Annotated in this window: 8 protein-coding genes; 1 reads left to right on the top strand and 7 read right to left on the bottom strand. The window is 72.6% G+C overall.

The window, feature by feature from the left end:
- Positions 1-26: 26 nt before the first annotated feature.
- The 7 genes from FGW31_RS30045 to FGW31_RS30015 form a co-directional block, all read right to left on the bottom strand.
- Entirely contained in the window at positions 27-18,617 is an 18,591-nt protein-coding gene (locus tag FGW31_RS30045) for a type I polyketide synthase (RefSeq protein WP_142196688.1), read from the bottom strand.
- 259 nt (positions 18,618-18,876) lie between these two features.
- Positions 18,877-20,418, bottom strand: a complete 1,542-nt coding sequence (locus tag FGW31_RS30040) for a long-chain-fatty-acid--CoA ligase (RefSeq protein WP_142196687.1) — start codon at positions 20,416-20,418, stop codon at positions 18,877-18,879.
- Entirely contained in the window at positions 20,415-21,704 is a 1,290-nt protein-coding gene (gene hemA / locus FGW31_RS30035) for a 5-aminolevulinate synthase (RefSeq protein ID WP_142196686.1), read from the bottom strand. The genes FGW31_RS30040 and hemA overlap by 4 nt, the downstream gene beginning before the upstream one ends.
- Positions 21,705-21,759: 55 nt before the next feature.
- The gene (locus tag FGW31_RS30030) at positions 21,760-23,328 is read right to left on the bottom strand and encodes a class I adenylate-forming enzyme family protein (protein WP_142196685.1); all 1,569 of its coding nucleotides are present in this window, start codon (positions 23,326-23,328) and stop codon (positions 21,760-21,762) included.
- A gap of 497 nt (positions 23,329-23,825) precedes the next feature.
- Positions 23,826-24,452 carry a YigZ family protein gene (locus FGW31_RS30025; protein ID WP_142196684.1) on the bottom strand — a complete coding sequence of 209 codons (627 nt, stop codon included), beginning with the start codon at positions 24,450-24,452 and terminating at the stop codon, positions 23,826-23,828.
- Positions 24,453-24,506: 54 nt separating this feature from the next.
- The gene (locus FGW31_RS30020) at positions 24,507-25,049 is read right to left on the bottom strand and encodes a SixA phosphatase family protein (RefSeq protein ID WP_142196683.1); all 543 of its coding nucleotides are present in this window, start codon (positions 25,047-25,049) and stop codon (positions 24,507-24,509) included.
- Positions 25,046-25,771, bottom strand: a complete 726-nt coding sequence (locus FGW31_RS30015) for a hypothetical protein (RefSeq protein WP_233288725.1) — start codon at positions 25,769-25,771, stop codon at positions 25,046-25,048. The genes FGW31_RS30020 and FGW31_RS30015 overlap by 4 nt, the downstream gene beginning before the upstream one ends.
- A gap of 204 nt (positions 25,772-25,975) precedes the next feature.
- On the opposite strand from FGW31_RS30015, the gene FGW31_RS30010 reads away from it, so the two are divergent.
- Positions 25,976-26,383 (top strand): CoA-binding protein, encoded by a 408-nt coding sequence (locus tag FGW31_RS30010; RefSeq protein ID WP_142196682.1) that lies wholly within the window; start codon positions 25,976-25,978, stop codon positions 26,381-26,383.
- The last annotated feature ends 44 nt before the right edge of the window (positions 26,384-26,427 follow it).

The following is a 26,427-nucleotide window of genomic DNA, read 5'->3' as shown; positions in this document are numbered from 1 at the left end:
CTGCTCGTTGCTCATGATTACCTGCTCTACCTGCCGAGTTCGTTGTCGAGTGCTGCGAAGAGGTCGTCGTCGGTTGCCAGGTCGAGGTCGGCGCCGCCGGTGCCGCCGTCCACCCTCCGGAGCAGGCCGCGCAGCCGGGCCGCGTACGTTCCTGCCGTTCCGTCGCCGTCCGACGGGCCGGCGGCCGAGAGGGCGGCCTCGAGTGCGTCCAGGGCTGCCTGGACCGGGTCTGCCGCTTCACCGACCAGCTCGCCCCGCAGGTATTCGGCGACGGCTTCGGTGGTCGGGTGGTCGAAGACGAGCGTGCTGGGCAACCGCAGTCCGGTGGCGGCGCTCAGCCTGTTCCGCAGTTCGACCGCGGTGAGGGAGTCGAAGCCCAGGTCCAGCAGTCCGCGCTGGACGTCGATCGTCCGCGGGGCCGGGTGGGCCAGGACGATGCCGACCTGTTCCCTGACGAGGTCGAGCAGTTGCTGCCGCTGCTCCTCCACGTCCAGGCCCGTGAGCCGCTGCGCCGGCGGGATCGCCGCGGGAGCGGAGGTGGGCCGGCCGGCTCGGCGCTCGGTACGCACCAGGCCCCGGTACGGCTCGGGCAGTGCCTCCCCGAGGTTCCGCAGTACCGCGAGGTCGAGTGCCACCGGCGCGAGCACCGGCGGGATCCCCGGCTCGCCGTCGGCTCGTGGCGCCGTGGCTCCGGCCAGGGCCGCGTCGAGGGCCGCGAGTGCCCGGTCGGCCGGCATCGGCAGGATCCCGTTGCGGGCGAGCCTGGCCCGGTCGGCACGGTCGAGGTCGCTCGCCATCCCGTCCTGCCACATGCCCCAGGCGAGGGACACGGCGGGCAGGCCCCGGGCGCGCCGGTGCTCGGCGAGCGCGTCCAGGAAGGTGTTGCCGGCGGCGTAGTTGGCCTGTCCTGCGTTGCCCACCAGACCGGCGACGGAAGAGAAGAGGACGAAGTCCGTCAGCTGAAGTCCGGCGGTCAGCTCGTGCAGGTTCCAGGCGGCGTCCACCTTCGGCCGCAGGACCCGGGAGAGGCTCTCCGGGCTCATGGCCTCCAGCGTGGCGTCCTCGACGACTCCGGCCGCGTGCACGACCGCGGTGAGCGGGTGCTCGTCCGGGATCGAGGCGAGCAGCCCGGCCAGCGCGTCGCGGTCGGCCGCGTCGCATGCCGCGACCCGTACGTCCGCGCCGAGCGCCGTCAGTTCGGCGACCAGGTCCTCCGCCCCGCCGCGTCGGCTGGTGAGCAGCAGGCGCCGGGCGCCGCGGCCGGTCACCAGGTGCCGGGCGACCTGGGCCCCGAGTGCGCCCGTGCCGCCGGTGATCAGCACCGTGTGCTCCGGGTCGAACGCGTCGTCGGCGTCCGGGGTCCGGACCGGGTACGGGGCCTTGGCGAGCCGGGTCACATAGGCCCGTCCCTCGTGCAGTTCGAGCTGCGGCCGGGGATCGGACAGGGCCGCGGCAAGCAGTTCACCGCGGGCCGGCGCGCCGTCCGTGATCACGTGCTGGAAACGTCCCGGGTGTTCCGACGCGGCGGTCCGCATCAGCCCGGAGAGTGCGCTGTGCGCCAGTTCCCCGGTGCTGAGCACGGCGAGCCGCGCTCCGGCCGGCGCGTCGCCGGCGAGCCACTGCCGCAGTACCGCCAGCACCTCCTCCGTGATCCGGCCGGTCTCCTGCACCGTGGCCGGGCGTACCGGAAGGACGACCACGTCGGGGGCGTCCGCGCCGTCCGCCGACGAGGCGGCCAGGCCGGCCAGGTCGGCGTGGTGCTCGGCGGCGAGTCCGAGGTCGGCCTCGCCGAGGACCACGATGGACGCGTTGCCACCGGTGGGAAGTTCCACACCGGCGCGCTCCACCGCGTACGCGTGCCGGTCGGCAGAGCGGGTCGGCACCGTCCCCGCCGGCAGGGCCCGCAGGGCGAGCGAGGCGACGGTGGCGACCGGCGCGCCCGTCTCGTCGGCGATGCCGACCGCGACCGTTCCGTCCGGGCCGGCCGACAGCTTGACCCGCAGGGTGTCGGTTCGGGACGCGGTCAGCTGGACGCCGCCGAAGGAGAAGGGCAGCCGCAGTCCGGCCGACTCCTCCAGGAGCAGGGCGTGCAGCGCGGCGTCGAACAGTGCCGGGTGCAGGGCGAATCCGTCGGGGTCGACGGGCAGCCGCACCTCGGCGTAGAGGTCCTCGCCCGAACGCCATGCCGCCTGAAGGCCCTGGAAGGCGGGGCCGTAGTCGTAGCCCCGGCCGGCGAGGCGGTCGTACAGGTCCTCGACCGGCTGGGGTTCGGCGCCGGCCGGAGGCCAGGACGCGAGGTCGGGTTCGGGGCCGCCGGGAAGGGCGAGGGCCACGGTCCCGGTGGCGTGCCGGTTCCAGGCCTCGCCCTCCTGGTCCCCGCGCGAGTGGACGGCGACGGGCCTGCGGCCTTCTCCGTCGGGGCCGCCGACGGTGATCTGCAGCTGGAGCGCACCCTCGTCGGGAAGGACCAGGGGTGACTGGAGGGCGAGTTCCTCCAGCCGCTCGCAGCCGAGTGCGGCGCCCGCGTGGAGCGCGAGCTCCACCAGGGCCGTGCCCGGGACCAGCAGGGCCCCGGCGACGGCGTGGTCGGCGAACCAGGGGTGGGTGCGGGCCGATATCCGGCCGGTGAACAGGACACCGTCGGAGTCGGCGAGCGGAACCGCGGCCCCGAGCAGCGGGTGCCGTGCGGAGTCGAGTCCGGCCGAGGTGACGTCGCCGCCGGGCCCCTCCGTGAGCCAGTAGCGCCGGCGCTGGAAGGGGTAGGTCGGCAGGTCCGCGGCCGGTCCGGTGTTCCCGCCGAACACTGCGCGCCAGTCCACCGGCACGCCCCGTACGTGGGCGTGGGCCAGGGCGGTGACGGCGGTGTGCGGCTCGTGGCGCCCGCCGCGCACCACCGGGACCAGGAGCGATCCCGCGTCGAGGAAGTCCTGTCCCAGCGCGCTGAGCACGCCGTCCGGGCCGAGTTCCAGGAAGGTGCGTACGCCTTCGGCTTCCAGGGCGCGTGCCGCGTCCAGGAAGCGCACGGGCCGGCGGACGTGCCGGACCCAGTACTCGGGCGTGGTCAGTTCCTCGGCGTCGGCCGGCTGTCCGGTCAGGGTGGAGACGATCGGGATGGTGGGCTCGGCGAACGTGAGCCCCTTCGCGACCGTCTGGAACTCGTCCAGCATCGCGTCCATGTGCGGGGAGTGGAAGGCGTGGCTGACGCGCAGTCGCCTGGTCCTGCGTCCCCGCGCGGCGAGTTCGGCCCCGACGGCCTCGACGGCTTCCGCGTCGCCCGAGAGCACCACGGAGGCGGGGCCGTTGACGGCGGCGATGCCCAGTTGGTCCTCCCGTCCGGCGAGCAGCGGCAGTACCTCCTGCTCCTCGGCCTGCACGGCGAGCATCGCGCCGCCGCCGGGCAGTGCCTGCATCAGCCGGCCGCGGGCCGCGACGAGCTGCGCCGCGTCCGCCAACGACAGGACGCCGGCGACGTGCGCGGCGGCCAGCTCGCCGATGGAGTGGCCCGCGAGGTAGTCCGGCCGTACGCCCCAGCCTTCGAGGAGCCGGAAGAGCGCGACCTCGGTGGCGAACAGGGCGGCCTGTGTGAAGCCGGTCCGGTCCAGCGGCGCCGGGTCCTCACCGAAGAGGACGTCGAGCAGCGGCGTTTCCAGCCACGGGTCGAGCTCTTCGCAGACGGCGTCCAGGGCCTCGGCGTAGGCGGGGTAGGCGGTGTACAGCTCCCGGCCCATGCCGAGTCGCTGGCTGCCCTGTCCGGTGAAGAGGAAGGCCGTACGGCCGTCCACGGGTGTACCCCGCACGGTCAGTGCCGCGCACTCGTCGACCGCTTCGGCGGCGGTGGCGGCCACCACCACGGCGCGGTGCGGCAGGGCGGCCCGTCCGACGGCCAGGGTCCGGCCCGTCGATGCCAGGTCCTGCCGGCCGGCGTCGGCGAGGGCGGCGCCCACCCGGTCGGCCTGCGCCAGCAGGGCCGCGTCGTTGTGCGCGGACAGCAGCAGCGGCACGACCGGCATCGGCTCGGCCTGCGGGAGGGGCTCCTCGGTCGGCGGCTGCTCCACGATGACGTGGGCATTGGTACCGCTGATGCCGAAGGAGGACACGCCTGCCCGGCGCGGCCGCCCGGACTCGGGCCACGGCACCGTCTCGGTGAGCAGTTCCACCTCGCCGGCGGACCAGTCCACGTGCGGGCTGGGCTCGTCGATGTGGAGGCTCTTGGGGAGCGTCCCGTGCTGCATCGCCATGACCATCTTGATGACGCCGGCCACACCGGCGGCGGCCTGGGAGTGTCCGATGTTGGACTTCAGGGAGCCCATCAGGAGGGGCGACGGGCGCTCCTGCCCGTAGGTGGCGAGTACGGCGTGGGCCTCGATCGGGTCGCCCAGTGTGGTGCCGGTGCCGTGGGCCTCCAGCGCGTCCACGTCCGCGGTGGTCAGGCCCGCGTTGGTCAGGGCCTGTCGGATCACCCGCTCCTGGGAGGGGCCGTTGGGGGCGGTGAGGCCGTTGCTCGCGCCGTCCTGGTTGACGGCGGTTCCGCGGATCACGCCGAGGATCCGGCGTCCGTTGCGCCGGGCGTCGGAGAGCCGCTCCAGCAGGAGGATCCCGGCGCCTTCGGCCCAGGCCGCCCCGTCCGCCCGCGCGGAGAAGGACTTGCAGCGGCCGTCCGGTGCCAGGCCGCGCTGCCGGCTGAACTCCACGAACAGGGTGGGCGAGGCCATGACGGTCACGCCGCCGGCCAGGGCCAGCCCGCATTCGCCGTTCCGCAGCGCCTGCGCGGCGAGGTGGACCGCGACGAGCGAGGAGGAGCAGGCGGTGTCGACGGTGATCGCCGGTCCCTGCAGGCCGAAGGTGTAGGCGACGCGGCCGGAGGCGACACTGACGGTGCTGCCGACGGCCAGGTAGCCCTCCAGGGCCTCGGGGGCGTCCTTCAGGCGGGCCGCGTAGTCGTTGGCCATGACACCGGCGAACACACCGGTCTGGCTGCCCTTCAGCGAGGTCGGGTCGATGCCCGCGCGCTCGAAGGCCTCCCAGCAGATCTCCAGCAGCAGGCGCTGCTGCGGGTCGACGGCCATGGCCTCCCGATCGCTCACCCCGAAGAGTTCGGGGTCGAACTGCGGGGCGTCGTAGAGGAATCCGCCGTGCCGGGTGTACGAGGTGCCCGCGTGGTCGGGGTCCGTGTCGTACAGGCCGTCCAGGTCCCAGCCGCGGTCGTTCGGGAACGGGCCGATGGCGTCCCGCTCGTCGGACAGCAGCGCCCACAGCTCCTCCGGGGAGCCGGCCTCGCCCGGGTAGCGGCAGGCCATCGCGACGATCGCGATCGGCTCGTCGACGGCGCCGACGACCGGCTCGGCCTCGGCCACCGCGGCGGCGGAGCCGAGCAGTTCGGTCCGCAGGAAGCCGGCCAGCTCGACCGTGCTCGGGTGGTCGAACACCAGCGTCGCGGGCAGCTTCAGACCTGCGGCCGCGTTCAGCCGGTTGCGCAGTTCCACTGCCTTGAGCGAGTCGAAGCCCAGCTCGCTGAAGGCCCGGTCGGGCGCGACCTGGTCGGCGTCGGTGTGCCCCAGCACGGAGGCCACCACGCCGCGGACCAGTTCGAGGAGCGCGCGTTCCTGGTCCTGCAGGGCCAGGGGCGCCAGGCGTTCCCCAAGGGAGTTCCCGCCCGCCTGCTCGCCGACGGCGGCGCGCCGCGCCGGACGCACCAGGTGGTGGAAGAGCGCGGGCAGCGTGCCGTCCTCGCTCTGTGCCCGCAGTCCGGAGTGGTCGAGCAGCGCCGGCACGAGCACCGGCCGACGGGTCGCGAGGGCCGCGTCGAACAGCGCCAGCCCTTGCTCGCTGCCGATCGGGGCGATGCCGCCCCGGGACATGCGGGCGAGGTCGGCGTCGGTCAGGTGACCGGTCATCCCGCTGCCCTCGGCCCACAGGCCCCAGGCCAGTGACGTGCCGGGCAGGCCCAGGGCCCGGCGGTGGTGTGCGAGGGCGTCCAGATAGGTGTTGGCCGCGGCGTAGTTGGCCTGTCCCGCGGTGCCGACCGTACCGGCCAGCGAGGAGAACAGGACGAACGCGTCCAGGTGCAGGCCGGCCGTCAGCTCGTGCAGGTGCCGGGCGGCATCGACCTTGGGGCGCAGGACGGTGTCGAGCTGCTCGGCCGTCAGGGCGTGCAGCGTGCCGTCGTCGAGGACGCCGGCGGTGTGCACGACCGCGGTGAGCGGGTGCTCCGAGGGGATCGCGTCGAGCATCGCGGCGAGCGCCGTGCGGTCGGCCGTGTCACAGGCGACCACGGACACGTCGGCTCCACGAGCCGTGAGTTCGGCCTCCAGCTCCGGCATGTCCGCCGCGTCCCGGCCGCGGCGGCTCGCCAGCAGCAGGTGCCGTACGCCGTGTTCGGCGACGAGGTGGCGGGCGAACAGCCGGCCCAGGGTGCCGGTGGCGCCCGTGATGAGCACGGTGCCCTCGGGGTTCAGGGCGGGCACGGTGTCGTCCGTCGTGGGCGCCTTGACGAGCCGCGGTACGAGCAGCGCCCCGTCCCGCAGGCTCACCTGCGCGTCCGGCACGGCCAGCGCACGGCCGAGCTCGGCCTCGGAGACGTCCCAGTCGGTCAGGTCCAGCAGGCCGAACCGGCCGGGGTTCTCGGCCATGGCGGTGCGCACCAGCCCCCAGACGGGAGTCGCGCCGAGTCCGGCCTCCGTGCGGGCGGTGGTGGCGTCACGGGTCACGAAGACCAGGCGCGAGTCGGCGAACCGCTCCTCGGCGAGCCACTCCTGGGCGAGCCGCAGGGCCCGGTGGGCCACGGCGCCGGGGCCGTCCTCGCCGGGGAAGGGGACCACGACGAGCGGCGGGGTTCCGACGATGCCGGCGAGGTCGGAGGAGCTGCCCAGCGGGGCGGGCAGCGGCCGCCGGCCGCTGTCGGAGTCGTCGAGGACGGCCCATCCGGCGGCCGGGGCGGCCTCCGGGGCGGTCGTCCACTCCACCTGGAGCAGCGGCGGGCGGGGAGTGGCCGAGCCGGCCAGCTGCGCGGGGTCCACGGCCCGCAGGCCGAGCGTCTCCACCGACGCGATCGGCGCACCGCTCGCGTCGGCGAGCGACAGGGCGGCGCCCGAGCCCTCCGGGGTGATCCGTACGCGCAGCACGCCGGCGTTGACCGCGTGCAGCCGAACGCCGGTCCAGGCGAACGGCAGCGCCAGGCGGCCGTCCTGCGCGAGCGCCAGCGGGTGCAGGGCGGCGTCGAGGAGGGCCGGGTGGATCCCGAACTCGCCCGGGGGGACGTCCTGCGGGAGCGCGACCTCGGCGAACATCTCCCGGCCGGCGCGCCACAGCGCCCGCAGGCCCTGGAAGGCGGGTCCGTACTGGAAGCCCCGCTCGGCGAGCGTGTCGTACGCCGCGGTCAGGTCGACCGGCTCGGCGCCGGCCGGGGGCCAGGCGGTGTCGGCCGGTACGCTCGCACGTCCGTCGGCGTGCGCCAGTACGCCGGTGGCGTGCAGGGTCCACGGGTGGATCGTGGCGTCGTCGGACTCGGGCTCCGGGCGCGAGTGGACCGACAGCGCGCGCCGGCCCTCCTCGTCCGGGGCGTCGACCACGACCTGGAGCTGCACTCCGCCGCGGCCGGCCAGCACCAGCGGTGCCTGGAGGGTCAGCTCGTCGAGCCGGTCGAGGCCCGTGTGGTCACCCGCCCGGATGGCGAGGTCCACGAAGGCGGTACCGGGGAGCAGCACGGTGCCGGCCACGGCGTGGTCCGCCAGCCAGGGCTGCGTGCTGAGGGCGATCCTGCTGCTCAGGACCAGCTTGTCCGCGTCGGCCAGCCAGAGCGCGGCGCCGATGAGCGGGTGCCGCTCGGCGGCCATGCCGAGCCCGCCCGCGTCCCCGGTCTGCGCCGGGCCCTCCAGCCAGTAGCGCCGGCGCTGGAAAGGGTAGGTGGGCAGGTCGACGACAGCGCCGGGTCCGCCGGCCACGGCGGCCCAGTCGAGCGGGGCGCCCGAGACGTGGGCCTGCGCCGCGGAGGCGAGGAAGTCGTCGAGTCCTCCCTCGTCACGGTGGAGCGAGGGCACGGTGACGGCGCTGTCGTACGACGTGTCGTCGATCGTCTCCTGCAGCGCGACGGTCAGCACCGGGTGCGCGCTGGCCTCGATGAAGACGCGGTGGCCCTGGTCGAGCAGGGTCCGGGTGGCCTCTTCCAGCTGGACGGTCCGGCGGAGGTTGCGGAACCAGTACGAGCCGTCGAGCTCCGTGCCGTCGAGCGGCTGCCCGGTGACGGTGGAGAGGAAGGGCACCTCGACGGCGCGCGGGGTGAGCGAGGACAGCGCGTCGAGAAGTTCGTCCCGCAGGCTTTCGACGTGCGCGGAATGGGAGGCGTAGTCGACCGGGATGCGCTTGGCGCGGATCCCGTTGTCCTTGCAGTGGGCGACCAGCTCCTCGAGGGCGGTCACCTCTCCGGCGACCACCACGGAACGCGGGCCGTTGTGTGCGGCGATGTCGACGGCGCCGTCCCAGCGGGTGATGAGGTCGCGGACCTCGTCGGCCGGCAGGGCCACCGAGACCATGCCGCCCGTACCCGCCAGCTTCACGATCGCCCGGCTGCGCAACGCCACGACCTTCGCCGCGTCGTCCAGCGACAGCGCCCCCGACACCGCGGCCGCCGCGATCTCACCCTGCGAGTGGCCGATCACCGCATCCGGCTCGACACCCACCGAACGCCACAACGCGGCCAGGGACACCATCACCGCCCACAGCGCCGGCTGCACCACGTCCACCCGGTCGAACCCGGGCGCGCCCTCCGCACCGCGCAGGACGTCCAGCAGCGACCAGTCCGTGAACGGCGCCAGGGCACGCTCGCACTCCACCAGCCGGGCGGCGAACACCGGGGAGGAGTCGAGGAGTTCCAGGGCCATGCCCTGCCACTGCGAGCCCTGCCCCGGGAACACGAACACCGTCCTGCCCGCGCCGGTGACCGCGCCCCGTACCAGGTTCGGCGCGGACCCACCCGAGGCCAGCGCCTCGAGACCCGCCAGCAGCCCGTCCCGGCCGGCGCTCGCAACCGCCGCCCGGAAGGGGAGGTGCGGGACGCGGGTCGCGAGAGCCGACGCCACCCGCGCCGGGTCGACGGTCCCCGAGGCCAGCAGGTCACGCACCTGGCCGGCGCGCGCCGCCAGGGCCGCCTCGCTCTTCGCCGAGACCACCAGCGGAAGCCCCGCCACCGCCGGCTCGCCGGCCGCGACCGGCTCCGGGCCCTGCTCCAGGACCACGTGCGCGTTCGTGCCGCTGATACCGAACGAGGACACGGCCGAGCGACGCGGACGCGTCACCTCCGGCCACGCCCGACGCTCGGTGACCAGCTCCACCGCACCCGTCGACCAGTCGACGTGCGGCGTCGGCTCGTCCACGTGCAGCGTCGCCGGAAGCTCCCCGTTGCGCATCGCCATCAGCATCTTGATGATGCCCGCGACGCCCGCGGCAGCCTGTGTGTGACCGATGTTCGACTTGATCGATCCCAGACGCAGCGGCTCCTCGCGGTCCTGGCCGTAGGTGGCCAGCAGCGCGTTGGCCTCGATCGGGTCACCGAGCCGGGTACCGGTGCCGTGCGCCTCGACCGCGTCCACCTCGTGCGGAGCGAGGCGGGCGTTGGCGAGGGCCTGGCGGATGACGCGTTCCTGCGAGGGCCCGTTGGGCGCGGTGAGGCCGTTGCTCGCGCCGTCCTGGTTGACCGCGGAACCACGGATCACACCGAGGACGTGGTGTCCGAGCCGCTGGGCGTCCGACAGGCGCTCCAGGACCAGCACGCCCGCGCCCTCGGCCCAGCCGGTACCGTCCGCCGAAGCCGCGAACGACTTGCACGTCCCGTCCGGCGACAGACCACGCTGACGTGAGAACTCGACGAAGGTCGTGGGCGTGGACATCACGGTGACACCGCCGGCGAGTGCCATCGAGCACTCGCCCTGCCGCAGCGCCTGAGCGGCCAGGTGCACCGCCACCAGCGAAGAGGAACAGGCCGTGTCCAGCGTCACCGCCGGCCCCTCGAGACCGAACGTGTAAGCCACCCGGCCCGACAGGACACTGCCGATCGTGCCCGTCAGCATGTGCCCCTCGAAGCCCTCCGGAGCACTTCCGAGCCGCGACCCGTAGTCGTTGTACATCACACCCGTGTAGACACCGGTCGAGGAACCGCGCAGCGCGGCGGGGTCGACTCCCGCACGCTCCAGCGCCTCCCACGCGACCTCCAGCAGCACGCGCTGCTGCGGGTCGGTCGCGATCGCCTCACGCGGACTCAGACCGAAGAACTCGGCGTCGAACTCCGCGGCGTCGTAGAGGAATCCGCCCTTGCGCGTGTACGACGTGCCGGTCTTCTCGGGGTCCGGGTCGAAGAGGTTCTCCACGTCCCAGCCGCGGTCGGACGGGAACTCGTCGATCGCGTCCCGGCCCTCCGCCACGAGCCGCCACAGGTCCTCGGGCGAGAAGACCCCGCCCGGGTAGCGGCATCCCATGCCGACCACGGCGATCGGTTCGTCCGCTCCCGCGGCGTGGGCGGCCACCGACGGGACGCCGGCCGTTCCGGTCGCGTCGAGCCGGTCCAGCAGGAGGTCGGCCACCGCCTGGGGCGACGGGTGGTCGAACACGAGGGTGGTGGGCAGTCGCAGCCCGGTCACCGAGCCCAGCCGGTTGCGCAGTTCGACGCCCGTGAGGGAGTCGAAGCCGGTGTCCTTGAAGGCCTTGGCCGGGTCGATGTCGGCGTCGGCACCGTGCCCGAGGACCAGGCCCACGGCCTCCCGTACGGTCTGGAGTACGGCCTGCGCCCGCTCCTGTGCGGCCAGCGCGGTCAGCCGCTGGACCCACGACGAGTCGGCGCCGTGGGCGGTGCCGGCCGCCTGCCGGCGGCGGACGCGGACCAGGCCGGTGAACAGCTCGGGGAGCACGTTCTCCGCGGCCCGGGCACGCAGGGCGCCCAGGTCGAGTTCGGCGGGCACCAGCAGGGGCTCCGCCGAGGCGAGCGCCGCGTCGAACAGGTCGAGACCCAGTTCCGGGGTCAGCGGGACGATTCCGCTCCGCTTCCACCGCGCGACATCGGCGTCGGCGAGGGTTCCGGCCATGCCGTCGGCGCTGTCCCACAGGCTCCACGCGAGGGAGGTGGCGGGCAGGTCCTGGGCGCGGCGGTGCTGCGCGAGAGCGTCGAGGAAGGTGTTGGCGGCCGCGTAGTTGGCCTGGCCGGCGTTGCCCATGAGGCCCGCGACGGACGAGAACATGACGAACGAGGCGAGGCCGAGGGACTCGGTGAGGCGGTGGAGGTTCCAGGCCGCGTCCACCTTCGGACGCATCACCCGCTCCAGCCGGCCGGCCGACAGCGAGGCGACCGTCGCGTCGTCCAGGACACCCGCCGTGTGCACCACGGCGGTCAGCGGACGCTCGGCCGTGGCCTCGTCCAGCAGACCCGCCAGCGCGTCGAAGTCCGACACGTCGCACGCCGCCACCCGGGCCCGTGCGCCCAGCTCCGCCAGCTCCGCCACGAACTCGGCGGCACCCGGGGTCTCACCGCCCCGACGCGACACCAGCAGCAGGTGTCGCGCGCCGTGATGCGTCACCAACCGACGCGCCACCAGACGGCCCAACGTCCCCAGAGCACCGGTCACCAGGACCGTGCCCTCCGGATCCGGCCCCTCCACCGCGCCCGCCACGGCACCCGCGGCACGCGCCAGACGCGGCACGAACAACTCGCCGTCCCGCACCGCCACCTCGGGCTCGCCCGTGGCCAGCACGGCAGGCAGCAGCTCTGGACCGTCCTCGTCGACGTGGGCGAGGACCAGTCGGCCGGGCTGTTCGGTCTGCGCGGTCCGGATCAGGCCCACGAGCGGGGCCGTGTGCAGCGCGCCGTCCGGCACGGCGAGGACGAGGCGGCTCTCCGCGAACTGCGGGGCGGCCAGCCAGTCCCGCACCGCCTCCAGCCCGCGCGCCGCCGTGGCGTGGGTCCGGTCGAGCACATCACCGGTGGTGCCTGCGACGAGCTCCTGCTCGCCGATCACCACGAACTCCGGTACGGCGGTTCCGGCGTCGACCGCGGCGCGGAGCGCGGCGATGTCGGCGTGGGGCGTCTCGCCCAGCCGGATCCACCGCCGGCCGGCGACCGGCTCGGGCGTCGCAACGGCCTCCCAGTCCACCCGGTACAGGGACTCCACGGCCGGGCCGGCGACGGCGAGCCGTTCACGGGCGATCGGTCGCAGGGCGACCGACTCGATCGCCGCCACCGGGGCGCCGGCGCCGTCGGCGAGAACGAGCCGGGCCGTGTCCTGGCCGGTACGGGTCCAGCGGACGCGCAGCACCGTGGCACCCACCGCGTGCAGCACGAAGCCCGAGAACGAGAACGGCAGACGGATCGTGCTGTCGTCCTGCGCGGGGGCCGTGTCCTCCAGCACGAGCACGAGCGGGTGCAGCACCGCGTCGAGGGCGGCGGGGTGCACGCCGAAGCGCGCGGCGTCGGTGTGGAGCCGGTCGGGCAGGGCGACCTCGGCGAAGAGGTCGTCGCCGGCCCGCCAGGCGGCGCGCAGGCCGTGGAAGGCCGGCCCGTAGCCGTAGCCCAGTTCGGCGAGGCGGTCGTAGACGCCGTCCAGCGGGATGGGGGTGCCATCGGCGGGGGGCCACTGGTCCAGGGACACGCCCGGCGCGGGGACGGCGGTGGTGAGCAGACCGGTCGCGTGGGCGGTCCACTGCTCTTCGCCGGTCCGCGAGAACACGGTGAACCGACGGTCGCCGCGCGCGTCGGCCCGGTCGACGGTCAGCCGCAGCTGCGCGCCCGTCCTCTCCGAGAGGATCAGGGGTGTGCGGAGGGTGAGTTCCTCGACGGTGGTGTGGCCCAGCTGCTCGGCCGCGGTGCCCGCGAGCTCCAGGAACGCCGTCCCCGGAACCAGGACCGTCCCACCGATCGTGTGATCGGCCAGCCACGGGTGCGAAGACAACGACATCGAAGCGGAGAACTGCACCGCATCGCCGTCGGGCTCCGTGATCACCGCGGCCAGCAGCGGATGGTCCACAGCCGTCAGGCCGAGACCCGCCGCATCACCTGGCCGCGGCGCGTCCAGCCAGAATCGCTCACGCTGGAACGCGTACGTGGGCAGCTCCACCACACCGGAACCCGGCAGGAACCGCTCCCAGTCCACGTCCACACCATGGGCGTGCACGGCGCCCAGGGCGGCGAGGAGGGAACGCTTCTCGGCCCGGTCCTTGCGCAGCAGCGGAACCACGACGGTGCCCTCGGTGTCGGCCAGGCACTCGCCCGTCAGACCCGCGAGCGCCCCGTCGGGACCCAGTTCCACGAACGCCGTCACGCCGAGACCGGCGAGCGTGGTGATGCCGTCGGCGAAGCGAACCGCGGAACGGGCCTGAACTGCCCAGTACTCGGCGGTGAACTCCTCGACCACCTCGCCGGTGACATTCGAGACGACCGGGATCCGGGGGTGCGCATGGGTCAGGGTCCGGGCGACCTCGGTGAGCTCCGCGAGCATTCCGTCCAGGTGCGCGGAGTGGAAGGCGTGGCTCACCTTCAGCCGCGTCGCCTTCACGCCCTCCGCGCGAGCCAGTTCCAGGACGTCGAGCACCGCCGTCTCGTCACCGGAAATCACGGTGCCGGCCGGGCTGTTGACCCCGGCCACGTCCACACCGGAACGACCCTCGAGCCACCCGGCGACGCGCGCTTCACCCGCGTTCAGGGCAACCATCGCCCCGCCCTCGGCGACGCCCTCCATCAAGCGCGCCCGCGCACAGACCAGACGCGCCGCGTCCTCGAGGGACAGCACGCCCGCCACATGGGCCGCCGCCAGCTCACCGACCGAGTGACCCGCCAGATAGTCCGGGGTCACGCCGTAATGGGACAGCAGACGGAACAGGGCCACCTCGATCGCGAACAACGCCGGCTGGGTGAACACCGTCCGCCGGAGCAGCTCCGGCTCGTTCTCGATCACCCCGGCGAGCGAGCGGTCGAGGTGGGCGTCCAACGCCTCGACGACCTCGTCGAACGCTGCCGCGAACACCGGCTCGGCCGCGTACAGTTCACGGCCCATGCCCACGCGCTGGCTGCCCTGCCCGGAGAACAGGAACGCCACCGAACCCGCCGAGACGGCCGCGCCCGGGGTCAGCGCCCGCAGGGCGTCCAGGAGTTCCTCACGGGTCTCCCCCACGACCACCGCACGGTGATCGAAACGAGCACGCGACACGGCCAGCGAACGGCCCACGGCCACGACGTCCAGCTCCGGCCGCTCCTCCAGGAACGACACCAGCCGATCCGCCTGCTCCGACAGAGCGGCCCCGGACGTGCCCGACACCACCCACGGGACCGGGCCCGGCACCGACGGCTCCTCCACCGGTTCCTCGGTCTGCGCGGCCTGCTCGACGATGAGGTGTGCGTTGGTGCCGCTGATGCCGAAGGACGAGATGCCCGCCCGGCGCGGGCGGTCGAGCTCCGGCCACTTCCGGGCCTGCGTCAGCAGCTCCACCGTGCCGGCCGACCAGTCGACGTGCGGGGTCGGCTCGTCCACGTGCAGCGTCGCCGGGAGAACGCCGTGACGCATGGCCATGACCATCTTGATCACGCCTGCGACACCCGCCGCGGCCTGGGTGTGACCGATGTTCGACTTCAGCGAGCCGAGTCGGAGCGGTTCTTCGCGGTCCCGGCCGTAGGTGGCCAGCAGCGCGTGGGCCTCGATCGGGTCGCCGAGCCTGGTGCCCGTGCCGTGCGCCTCGACGGCGTCCACCTCGGACGCGGACAGGCGGGCGTCGGCCAGCGCGGCGCGGATGACCCGCTCCTGCGAAGGCCCGTTGGGGGCCGTCAGACCGTTGCTCGCACCGTCCTGGTTCACGGCGGAGCCGCGGATCACCGCGAGCACCCGGTGGCCGTTGCGCTCCGCGTCCGACAGCCGCTCGAGGACCAGCAGACCCACGCCCTCGGCCCAGCCCGTGCCGTCCGCCGACGAGGAGAACGCCTTGCAACGCCCGTCCGGCGACAGCCCGCGCTGCCGGGCGAACTCCACGAACATGCCGGGCGTGGCCATGACGGACACACCGCCGGCGACGGCCATGGAGGACTCGCCCCGGCGCAGCGACTGCGCGGCGAGGTGGAGCGCGACGAGCGAGGACGAGCAGGCGGTGTCGACCGTCACCGCCGGGCCCTCGAGACCGAAGGTGTAGGCCAGCCGGCCGGAGGCCACACTGGCGGTGTTGCCCGTCAGCAGGTAGCCGTCGGATCCACCGGACGACTCGTGCAGCCGCGGCCCGTACTCCTGCGCCATCGCGCCGACGTACACGCCGGTGCGGGTGCCGCGCAGCACGGCGGGGTCGATGCCCGCCTGCTCGAAGGCCTCCCAGGCCGTCTCCAGCAGCAGCCGCTGCTGGGGCTCCATCGCCGCCGCCTCGCGGGGACTGATGCCGAAGAACCCGGCGTCGAACCGGTCCGCGTCGTGCAGGAAGCCACCCTTGGTGGCGTAGGTCCTGCCGGGGCTGTCCGGATCGGGGGCGAAGAGCGCGTCGAGGTCCCAGCCCCGGTTGGTCGGGAAGCCGTCGACCGCGTCGGCCTCGCTGCTCACCAAACGCCACAGGTCCTCCGGAGAGGCGACTCCACCCGGCAGCCGACATGCCATGCCGACGATCGCGATCGGCTCGTCGAGGGCCGTGGCCTCGTACGCGTCGTCGTCCTGGCCCCGTTCCGTGCCGAGGAGCTGATCACTGAGGTGTTCGGCGAGTGCGGCCGGGGTCGGGTGGTTGAAGAGGAGGCCGGAGGGCAGCGAGAGCCCGGTGGCCGTGTTCAGCGCGTTCCTGAGTTCGACGGACGAGACGGAGTCGAAGCCCAGGTCCTTGAAGGGCGTGTCGATGTCCACGTCGCGCGCCGATCCGTGGCCGAGCACCGCCGCCACGTGTGCGCGCACCAGCGCCAGCTCGTCGCCTCGCGGCGCGGGCCGCTTCGGACCGCTCCGCCGTGCCGCGACGGTCCGGCCCCGGGCCGGCTCGATCGCCGAACCGTCCAGCCAGAAGTGCTCCCGCTGGAAGGCGTACGTGGGCAGCTCCACCAGGCCCGAACCCGGCAGGAACTGCTGCCAGTCCACGCCGGTACCGCCGGCGTGCGCCGCCGCGACCGAGGCCAGGAAACGATCCCATCCGCCGTCGTCGCGCCGCAGCGATCCGACGACGACGGTGCCGCCGACGCCGGCTCGGTCGGCCGTGTCGCCGAGGGCCGAGGTGAGCACCGGGTGGGCACTGACCTCGATGAAGACGCGATGCCCGGCGTCGAGCAGAGCACGGGTGGTCTCTTCCAGCTGGACGGTCCGGCGCAGGTTGCGGAACCAGTACGCCCCGTCGAGCTCCTCACCGTTCAGCGGCTGCCCGGTGACGGTGGAGAAGAACCTCATGTCACCGGTACGCGGCGTGACGCCGGCCAGCAGCTGTCGAAGTTCGTCCTCCAGCAGGTCGACGTGGGCGGAGTGGGAGGCGTAGTCGACCGCTATGGTGCGGGCCCGGTGTCCCTCGGCCTCGCTTTGCGCGACGAGGTCGGCCAGGGCCTCCGGGTCGCCGGAGACGACCGTGCTCACGGGGCCGTTGTGTGCGGCGATGTCGATCGCGCCGTCCCAGGGGGCGATGAGCTCGCGGACCTCGTCGGCCGGCAGGGCCACCGACACCATCCCGCCGGTACCGGCCAGCTTCGCGATCGCCCGGCTGCGCAGCGCGACGACCTTCGCCGCGTCCTCGAGCGACAACGCCCCGGCGACCACGGCCGCCGCGATCTCGCCCTGCGAGTGACCGACCACCGCGTCCGGCTCGATGCCCACCGAACGCCACAGCGCCGCCAACGACACCATCACCGCCCACAACGCGGGCTGCACCACATCCACCCGGTCGAACCCGGGCGCACCGTCCGCACCGCGCAGCACATCCAGCAGCGACCAGTCCGTGTACGGCGCCAGAGCCTGCCCGCACTCCACCAGCCGCCCGGCGAACACCGGGGAGGAGTCGAGGAGTTCGAGCGCCATGCCCTGCCACTGCGACCCCTGGCCGGGGAAGACGAACACCGTCCCGCCCCCGCCACCCGGCACCGCACGACCCGACACCACGCCGGCCGCAGGCACGCCCGCAGCCAACGCCCGGACACCCGCCAGAAGCTCCTCGCGGGTCTCCCCCAGGACCACCGCACGATGGTCGAAGCGGGCACGCGACACCGCGAGCGAACGGCCTACCGCCGCGGCGTCCCACTCCGGACGCTCCTCCAGGAACGACACCAGCCGCTCCGCCTGTCCGGCCACGGCCTCGGCCGACTTGCCCGACACCACCCACGGCACCACACCCGGGCCGGACTCGGCGCCGGGCGACTCCTGTGCCGGCGCCGGCTCGGTGCGCCAGTCCGAGAGCACGACGTGGCAGTTCGTGCCGCCCACACCGAACGAGCTGACACCTGCGTAGAGCGGCTCGTCCGGCCGCGGCCACGGCTCGACGCCTCGCTGCACGGCGAGCTTCAACTCGTCGAACGGGATGTCCGGGTTGGGGGTTTCGAAGTTCAGGCTCGGCACGAGCTCGCGGTGACGGATGCAGAGCGCCGCTTTGAGCAGGCCGGCGATGCCGGCGGCACCCTCGAGGTGTCCGACGTTGGTCTTCACCGATCCGACCCGCAGCTCGGCTCCGTCGACGCGGCCGTCACCGAGCACCGCGCCCAGAGCCGACGCCTCGATCGGGTCGCCCAGCTTGGTGCCCGTGCCGTGCAGTTCGACGTACTGCACCTGCTCCGCGGACACCTTGGCCCGCTCGTACGCCTGCCGCAGGACGTCCTGCTGGCCGGCCGGGCTCGGTGCGGTGAGCCCTTCGGTCGTCCCGTCGTTGTTCATCGCGCTGCCGTGCAGCACGCAGTAGACCGGGTCGCCGTCCGCCAGGGCGGCGTGCAGCGGCTTGAGCACCACGAACCCGCCGCCCTCGCCGCGGACGTATCCGTTCGCCCTCGCGTCGAAGGTGAAGCTGAGACCGTCCGGTGAGAGTGCGCCGAGCCGCTCCGCGACGACGGTGCTGTCCGGCACCAGATGGAGGTTGACACCGCCGGCGATGGCCATGGCGGACTCGCCGCGGCGCAGGCTCTCGACCGCCAGGTGCACGGCGACCAGCGACGAGGACTGGCCGGTGTCCACGGCCGCGCTCGGTCCGTGCAGACCCAGGGTGTAGGAGATCCGGTTGGCGACGACACCGCGGTTGAGACCGGTCAGGGTGTGGCGGGTGATGCTTTCGGCTCCGTGCCGATGCGTGAGGGCCGCGTAGTCGTCGGCGATGACGCCGACGAAGACACCGGTCCGGCTGTCGGCCAGATCGGACGGGACGATCCTGGCGTCCTCCAGTGCCTCCCAGGCGAGTTCGAGCATCAGCCGCTGCTGCGGATCCATCGACGACGCCTCACGCGGACTGATGCCGAAGAAGCCCGCGTCGAAGCCGCTGACGTCCTCGAGATAGCCCCCCGGCCGGGAGGGCAGTTCGGGCCGGCCCGCCGGGGGCGCGCCGATCGCGCTGCGGCCATCGCGCAGCAGTTGCCACAGCTGTGCGGGGTTGTCCGCGTGCGGCAGTCGGCAGGACATACCGACGATGGCGATCGCCTCGGTCGATGTCGACGTGTCAGCTCGGAATTCCACCATGGTCGAGTCGCCCCACCTGTTGTCACGTACGTGAATGCCTGAGCGGACGCGTAGCAGCCGCAGTCGTGTTGCGGCTGCTACGTGCCCGTTTGATGCAGTGGCGGCCGGTCAGCCGCATCGGGAACCGGACGGTCCGGAGCCGGCGCCGAGATCGGGGGCCGGTCGCACGTGGCCCGGACAACTCGCCGGGCATTCCTGATCGCGAACGGTTCGATTCACCTGGGCAGCCGCTCGCTGCTCAGGGCGCTTTCGCGTGCAGCTACGCGCCGGCGGCCGGCTCGTACTTCGAGACGAGCATCCGCTTGAGTACTTTTCCGCTGCTCCCGATCGGGAGGGCGTCGATGAACTCGACGCGGCGAGGATATTTGTACGCGGCGAGACGCTGCTTGCCCCATTCGATGATCTCTTGGTCCGATCCGGGGGTGATGTCCTCCGGCCGGGCCGGCACGACGACCGCCCAGGGCTCCTCACCGAGCTCGGGGTGCGGAACGCCGATGACCGCCACCTGCGCCACGGCCGGATGCCGGACGAGGATCTCCTCGATCTCGCGCGGATAGACGTTGTAGCCGCCTCGGAGAATCAGGTCCTTCTTGCGGCCCACGACCGAAAGGTAGCCGTCGGCGTCCAGTCTGCCGAGATCGCCGGTGAGGAACCAGCCGTCGATCAGGACCTCGGCGGTGACGTCCGGGCGGCCGAGGTATCCGGCCATGACGTTCGGACCGCGCACCACGATCTCGCCCACCTCACCGACGGGCAGGAGGTCGATTCCGTCGGCATGCGGACGAGCTATGCCGACGGTGATGCCTGTGATCGGAACACCGACCGTTCCGGACCGGAACGTCAGACCGGGATAGTGATAGGCGACGCTGCAGGAGGTCTCGGTCATTCCGTAGCCCTCGTACACCGGGCATCCGAACGTGCTGCGGACGTCGTCGAGGGTCTTGACCGGAAGCGCCGATCCCCCGCTGTACACGCGGTCGAGCCGAGGAATCGGCTCTCCCTGGGCCACCGCGTCGAGCAACTTGACGTACATGGTCGGCACACCCATGAACACCGTGCACCGGTGTTCCCTCATGAGCGCGAGGGCCTCGCGCCCCGAGAACCTCGGCATCATGACGATGGAAATGCCGGCGCGGAAGCCGGTCAGCATGCCGCAGATCTGGCCGAAGCCGTGTGACAGCGGCAGACACCCGAGCAGTACGTCGTCACTCCGGAACGCGTACGGAGTGGTGACCATCCTCTCGACGTTGTACAGGATGTTCCGGTGGGTGAGCATCACGCCTTTCGGCTCACCCGTCGTACCGGACGTGTAGAACACGACCGCGACGTCGTCGGGTTCCCGCTCTGCGCAGTCGTCGATCGGCGCCGCGTCCTGGGCCGCGTTCTCCAGGTCGACCGTGCCCGCGGGGCCCGGTCCGACGGTGAGGAGCACCGTGCCGAGCGGCTCCGCCGCCTCTCTCGCCCGGGCGAGCAAGGAGGCGGCGCACACCAGGAAACGGGCGTCCGCATCGGTGAGTACGTGATCGATCTCCGACGCGGTCGACATGACGTTCAGCGGAACCGCGACGGCGCCGGCCGCCAGCACCCCGAAGTACACGACGGGGAAGTGCGGGGTGTCGACCAGGAGCAGAGCGACCCGGTCTCCCGGTCGTACCCCGTTGGCCCGCAGCACGGAGGCGTAGCGGCACGACTGTTCCCACAGCCATCCGTAAGTGACATGCTCGGAGTCGTGGATCAGGGCAGAGTGGTCGGGTCGCTGCGCCGCCGTGTCAGCCAGCACGTCGGCAACTGACTTGGTCATGAAGACAGCCGTCCGTCTTTCGCTGCGGTGCCGACACGGCCCTCGCGGAGCCCGGACGTGGACCAGTCCCGGGCGCTCGCGGTCGGGATGTCCAGGTCCTTCCAGATCTCCTGCAGGGCCTGGGCGAAGTTCTCGACGTCGCTCTGGTCGTGCACGGCGGACGGGGCGATCCGCAGGATCTCCTCGCCCGCGGGCACGCTGGGGGCGTTGATGGACTGGACGTAGATCCCGTGCCGTTCGAACAGCAGCTGGGACGCCCGCTTGCACATGTCGTCGTCGCCGACGAAGGCGGAAACGATGTGGGAGTCCGTCGAAAGGAACGGGATGTCGGCCGCGATCAGCAGGCTGTGCAGGAGCCGCGAGTTCTCCGAGAGGGCCTTCCGCTCGACATCACTGGAGCGCAGGTACCGGACCGACGCCAGCGCAGCGGCCGCGACCGCCGGCGGCAGCGAGGTCGTGAAGACGAACGACCGCGCATAGGTGCGCACCGCGTCCACGAGGGCCGCCGGTCCCGCTATGTAGCCGCCGACCGTTCCGAAGCCCTTGGCCAGCGTGCCCATCACGACCGTGAACCGGTCGGCGATGCCTTCCTGCGCGGCGATGCCGGCGCCCTGCGGGCCGTACATGCCGACCGCGTGGACCTCGTCGATGAAGGTCGTGGCACCGTACTTGTCCGCGATGTCGGCGATCTCGGCGAGCGGTGCGACGTTGCCCGACATGGAATAGACCGATTCCACGACGATGAGCTTCGGGCAGTCGGCGGGAGCGGCCGCGATCAGTTCCTCGAGGTGGGCGACGTCGTTGTGCCTGAAGACGTGCTTCTTCGCGCCGCTGTGCCGGAGGCCGTCGATGATCGAGGCGTGGTTCTTCGCGTCGGAGAAGACGACGGTGTCCTTCGGGAGCCCGGCCAGCACGGTGAGGGATCCCTCGTTGGCCGTGTATCCCGAGGTGAAGAGGAGGGCGGCTTCCTTGCCGTGCAGATCCGCCAGCTCGTTTTCGAGCAGGACGTGATAGTGGTTGGTTCCACCGATGTTCCGGGAACCTCCGGAGCCTACGCCATGGGTGTCGATCGCGGCGTGCATGGCCGCGCCGACCTGGCGGTTCTGGCCCATTCCCAGATAGTCGTTGCTGCACCAGACACTTACTTCCGAATCCACCCCGTCGCGCCGCGCACTGGCCATGGGGTAATGGCCGGAACGACGGCCGATCTCCAGGAACTCGCGCTTGCTTTCAGCAAGATCTTCAGCGGTGTTCCCACTCAGGTACGATGCCAGATGGACGTTCATTCACTCGCCTTCTCGACGTAGCGGTTGGATTGACCTGCGAACCGAAAGGTCCACGCTAGGCGAACTTCGATTTCAGAAGCACCTTGTCGGGCTTGCCGTTGCTGTTCATCGGCAGCTCGCTCAATACGTGTATCTTCTCGGGCACGTGAATCGGAGACAGCGCCTCGGAAATGCTTGCGCAAATGTCTTCCACCTCGACGACCTCAGCCGGATCGCATTCGATGGCGGCGTGGATGTGCTCGCTTCCGTCCTCGTCCTGCACGCCGTAGACGGCGGCGTGCCGGACACCCGGGTGGGCGAGGATCTCCGCCTCGAGAACGATGGGATGGACCTTGACGCCGCCGACCTTGATGACGTGGGCCACCCGACCCAAGAGGGTCAGATAGCCTCGCTCGTCGAGGCAGCCGATGTCTCCGGTGAAGTACCAGCCGTCCCGCATGACTTGGGCAGTCAATTCCGGGTTGCCGTTGTAGCCGTCCATCATCTGGGGCGAACGGACGCGGACCTCGCCGACTTCGCCCGCCGCCAGCTGCGCACCCGAGTCCGAGTTGCAGACGGCGATCTCCACCTCGGGGAAGGGCCGGCCGACGGTGGCCGCGAGCTCCGGGTCGCCGTGCTCCTCAGGAGTCAGGATCGTGATCCGACCGCTCTCACTCGTGGCATAACCCTGCGCGAGCCTGGGGCCGAAGAGCTGGAAGGCCTGTGCGATTCTGGCGGGTGCCGCGGGGCTGCCACCGTAGACGATCCGCTTCAGCGAGGACAGGCCCGCAGCTTCCACCGCGTCCCTGTCGCGAATTCCCCGCTCGAGCAGATGGTCGATGACGTGGAACACGTGATTCGTCGCCATGAACGTCCACGAGATGTCCTTCTCCGCGGAGACGGTGTCCACGAACTTCTCGGCGTCGAAGCTCTCATGGAGGTAGAGGGCTCCGCCCAGGGCGAAGACCGCGTCCACCATCGCGGCCACGCCATGGCTCAGCGGGGTCGACACCAGGATCGACGAGCAGTCGTATTCACGACCGACCCCCATCCACGCGCGGATGGTGGCGTCCCATGCGCGACCCGACAGGCGGATGCCCTTGGGCCGTCCCGTGCTGCCGCTCGTGAAGCCGATGAAGGCCGTCGCATCCGGATCCCACGACACGGCGTCCGGGATGTCGGCGACACCGTCCCGGCCGGCCTCGTGACGTCGCGTCACCGGGATCCCACTGCCGTCGGAGAGCTCCGTCGCGCGCTCCGAACCTTCGGCATCGGTGAAGATGGTCACGGCTTCGGTTTCGCGCAGGATCTGGATCTGGTGATCCAGCGGAAGGACCGTCGTCCTGGTACCGGGATTGGTGGTGCGCAAATAGCACACGGCGCCGCCGAGCAGATGTGTCGCGTACCGCACGGTGAGCATGTCGGGGCTGTTGGGTGCGACCAGAATCGCTACTACATCTCCCTTGCCCACTCCGCGGTTGCGCAGCGCAAGGAACGTCTCGGTCACGGACCGCATCAGGTCGCCACCGGAGAAGGATTCGCCGCGCCAGTGGACGACATCTCGATCGGGCGCGGCTGCGAACAGCGAGAGGATCTCCGAGACGTAACTCCGACTTGCACGCCACCAAGGCTCGGGCAGGCTCATGGGACTTCCTTTGATTTGCCAACCATCACGACGTATCCATTTGGGCGGTTCGATCTTCGCCGTGCGACGGAAGTAAGCGGTAGATCGTTCGACTGGCTATAACGGGGTGCCGGAAGGCATCACGATGCGGGCAACAAGGGGGCATGACGATCCGGGCAGCCAGGAGGGCATCACGATCCGGGCAGCCGGGAGGGCATCACGATCGGGGTAGCCGTTCGGCGCACGCGCCGTACGGCTACCCGGGTGCCGGCGTCAGGGGCGGTGCCGGTGGGGTCGTCGTTCGATGTGGACCGGGCCGAGGAGACCCGGATCCGGGAGCGTGTGGAAACTCGAGCCGCGGGCGGCCGGGTTGGCCGTGCGGCCGGAGGCCGAGCGTGAACGGCTGTCTCGGCTGTCCGAGCACGCGGAAGCCGCCGCCGGCGGCGGCAGACCTGGACGGCCTCGTGGGAGAAGTACGCGGCGCGGACGATGATCAGGGCGGCGATGGCGCCCTTGCCTCACGCGTCGCCGTAGGCCTCCCCGCCCGGTTCGAAGCGGGCGGTGCCCGCCGTGGCGTCGGCGAGCCAGGCGCGGAAGGCGTCCACGTCGGCGTCCGGGAGGCCGATCTCGAGGGTGACCTCCTCGTCGTAGCGGACGTCCCGCACCGTGCGGCCGGTGGCGCGCAGGTCGTTCTGGAGCTTGCCGGCCCGCTGGTGGTCGACGGTCACGGTGGCCAGCCGGAAGCGGCGCCGGGTGAGGGTGCCGAGGGCGTCCAGCGCCTCGCCGACGGCGCCGCCGTAGGCGCGGATGAGGCCGCCCGCACCGAGTTTGACGCCGCCGTAGTAGCGGGTGACGACGGCGACGACGTACCGCATGTCGCGGCGGAGCAGCATCTGGAGCATGGGGACGCCGGCGGTGCCGCCGGGCTCGCCGTCGTCGCTGGCCTTCTGGGTGGAGGCGTCGGCGCCGATGACGTAGGCCCAGCAGTTGTGGGTGGCGTCGGCGTGCTCCTTGCGCACGGCGGCGATGAACTCCTGCGCCTCCCGCTCGGTGGCCGCCGGGGCGAGGGCGCACAGGAAGCGTGAGCGGTTGATCTCGGTCTCGTGCACACCCGCGCGCGCGACGGTGCGGTACTCGTCCTGCATCCGGCCAGCCTATGCGGCGCCGCGCGGACACCTCCGAGGGGCGCTCGGACGGGCCTATCGGCGGGCGCCCCGGGGCACGGTCAGGGAGGTCAGCAGGGCGCCGGCGGGGGCGAGGTCGCGCCAGGCGGGGCCGTGCCAGGACAGGACGGCGATCGCGGAGGTCGGGAACTTGGTGCGCAGCCGGTCCAGGGTGTCGTCCAGGCCGTCGGCGGCGAGCGTCAGGACGAGGTCCTCCAGGCCCGGGTTGTGGCCGACGAGCAGCAGCGTCTCGATCTCGGCGGGCGTCTCGCGGACCACGGCCAGGAGTCCGGGGACGTCGCCGTGGTAGAGGCGCGCGTCGTACCGGACCGGAGGCGGCGTGCCCCACTGCGCGGCGGCCAGCTCCCAGGTGTGGCGGGCCCGGACCGCGGTGGAGCACAGCGCGAGGTCCGGCAGGCAGTCCGCCTCGGCGAGCGCACGTCCGGCGGCGGGTGCGTCGGCGCGGCCGCGGCGGGCGAGGGGGCGTTCGTGGTCGGTGACGCCCTGTGGCCGGGCCGACTTGGCGTGGCGCAGGACGACCAGGCGGCGCAGCGGTCCCGCCCCGGCGCGTTCGATCATGCCGGGGTTCCCAGGCCGCGGGTGAGGTCGAGGCCGAGCAGCCGGTCGGCGTAGGCGTAGGTCTCGAAGCGGGCGCCGTCCGCGAGGGCCGGGTCGGTCTCCGCCGCGCGGAGGACGGTCAGCACTCCGGGTGCGTCCAGGTCGTCCTCCCACGCGGCGCGCAGGTCCGCGCGGACGGCGTCGGGGACGGGGCGCGAGGGCCGCTGCGCCCAGTCGGCGACCGCGCGCCGCCAGTGCCCGAGGGTGTCCGCGGCGTCGGCGAGGACGTCCGGGCCGATGTGCACGGGCGTGTTCCTGGGCCGGGTGAGCAGGGCCAGTCGCAGGGCGGTGGGGTCGGCGCCGTCCGGCGGGCCGGGGTCGTCCCCGTGCACGGGGGCCACGGCGACGGTCACGCCGTCGGGTGCCGCGCCGCCCTCGCTGACCACGTGCAGGACCTGGGCCTCGCCCAGTCCGGTCCCGGCGTCCCGGCCCTCCTCGAAGGGCCGCACGCCGAGAGCGGCGCCCGCCGCGCGGAGTTCGGCCTGCTGCCGTGCGCCGGTGTGCAGCGCCCACACCGGCGTGCCGCCGAGTTCCAGGGCCCGCACGAGCAGGTCGGCGACGAGCAGGACACGCAGGTTCGACCGGTCGAACCCCTGGGTGTGGGCCTGGACACGGGTCAGGCCCCGGCGGGCCGGGGCGGCGTCCACGGGCCGGCCGGTTCGGGCGTCGGTGATGCGCAGCACGAGGCGAGCGTAGGCGCGCGAGCGGGCGTACGCAGGTATCTCGCACGCCTTTCGGGTCGCGGTCGTCGGTTCCCGGCGCCGGACGCCCCGGCGGCCGGTACAGTCCACCGCCCGCCGGGTGGACGGCCGGTCGCCGGGAATCACCGTGCGCGTCGCTTCGTTGTGCGCGGTGACAGCTCCTTCACGACTCCCGGGAGGCCGGCGGTGTACGGCGACGAGGCAACGGTCCGCAAGATCCTCACCGAACTCGGTGACACCTGGGCCGTGGTGGGCCTGTCCACGAACCGGCAGCGCCCCGCGTACGGCGTCGCCCAGGTGCTCCAGCGGTTCGGCAAGCGCGTGGTGCCGGTGCACCCGAAGGCGGAGACCGTGCACGGCGAGCGGGGCTACGCCTCGCTCGCGGACATCCCCTTCGAGGTGGACGTCGTCGACGTGTTCGTCAACAGCTCGCTGGCCGGGGCGGTGGCGGACGAGGCGGTGGCCAAGGGCGCGAAGGCGGTGTGGTTCCAGCTCGACGTGATCGACGAGGCGGCCTACGACCGGACCCGCGCCGCGGGTCTGGACATGGTGATGAACCGCTGCCCCGCGATCGAGATACCCCTGCTCGGCTGAGGAGCGACCCGGCCCGTCACGGGCGGTGACCCGGCGGTGCCGCG

Origin of the sequence: Streptomyces calvus, from assembly GCF_006782915.1 — a bacterium.
GTDB classification, from domain to species: Bacteria; Actinomycetota; Actinomycetes; order Streptomycetales; family Streptomycetaceae; genus Streptomyces; species Streptomyces calvus.
Note: the sequence above shows the minus strand (reverse complement) of the source record. Positions and strands in the feature narration are given on the sequence as shown.

What these genes read in the sequence shown, in the direction of transcription:
- FGW31_RS30045 (WP_142196688.1), bottom strand. Translation starts at nt 18,617, where the DNA reads ATGGTGGAATTCCGAGCTGACACGTCGACATCGACCGAGGCGATCGCC.
- FGW31_RS30020 (WP_142196683.1), bottom strand. Translation starts at nt 25,049, where the DNA reads ATGATCGAACGCGCCGGGGCGGGACCGCTGCGCCGCCTGGTCGTCCTG.
- hemA (WP_142196686.1), bottom strand. Translation starts at nt 21,704, where the DNA reads ATGAACGTCCATCTGGCATCGTACCTGAGTGGGAACACCGCTGAAGAT.
- FGW31_RS30025 (WP_142196684.1), bottom strand. Translation starts at nt 24,452, where the DNA reads ATGCAGGACGAGTACCGCACCGTCGCGCGCGCGGGTGTGCACGAGACC.
- FGW31_RS30040 (WP_142196687.1), bottom strand. Translation starts at nt 20,418, where the DNA reads ATGACCAAGTCAGTTGCCGACGTGCTGGCTGACACGGCGGCGCAGCGA.
- FGW31_RS30030 (WP_142196685.1), bottom strand. Translation starts at nt 23,328, where the DNA reads ATGAGCCTGCCCGAGCCTTGGTGGCGTGCAAGTCGGAGTTACGTCTCG.